The 289-nt window shown below is 57.8% G+C and carries 1 pseudogene; it reads right to left on the bottom strand.

The annotated features are described in order from the left end of the window. Positions 1 to 120 precede the first annotated feature (120 nt). Positions 121 to 289: pseudogene (locus tag Q1A75_RS24160) on the bottom strand (transposase); the annotation flags it as partial.

Below are 289 nucleotides of genomic sequence, written 5' to 3'. Positions count from 1 at the left end.
GAATCCCCAGAGTGGCAAAAGCCGCCCTCGGCGGCTGCGGGGGCTGTCTGCCCCCGGCGCGCATCGCGCGCTCCCCCGAGAATATTTCAAGAAGGTGAAAGGGCAGGGCGCTATTCTACATCTGCCGAACATGATTTCGATCCGGTTGCGACGTTTGTAGCGGCGCTTGTCATAATTCACGGTCGTCTTGCGTTGCTTTCGACCGGGGATGCAGGGACGTATCCCTTTGTCTTTCAATGCTTCTCTAAACCAATCGGCGTCATAGCCTCTGTCTCCGAGCAGCCAATCG

The organism is uncultured Tateyamaria sp. (genome assembly GCF_947504105.1).
GTDB lineage: Bacteria > Pseudomonadota > Alphaproteobacteria > Rhodobacterales > Rhodobacteraceae > Tateyamaria.
This window is presented reverse-complemented; position numbering and strand designations above follow the sequence as displayed.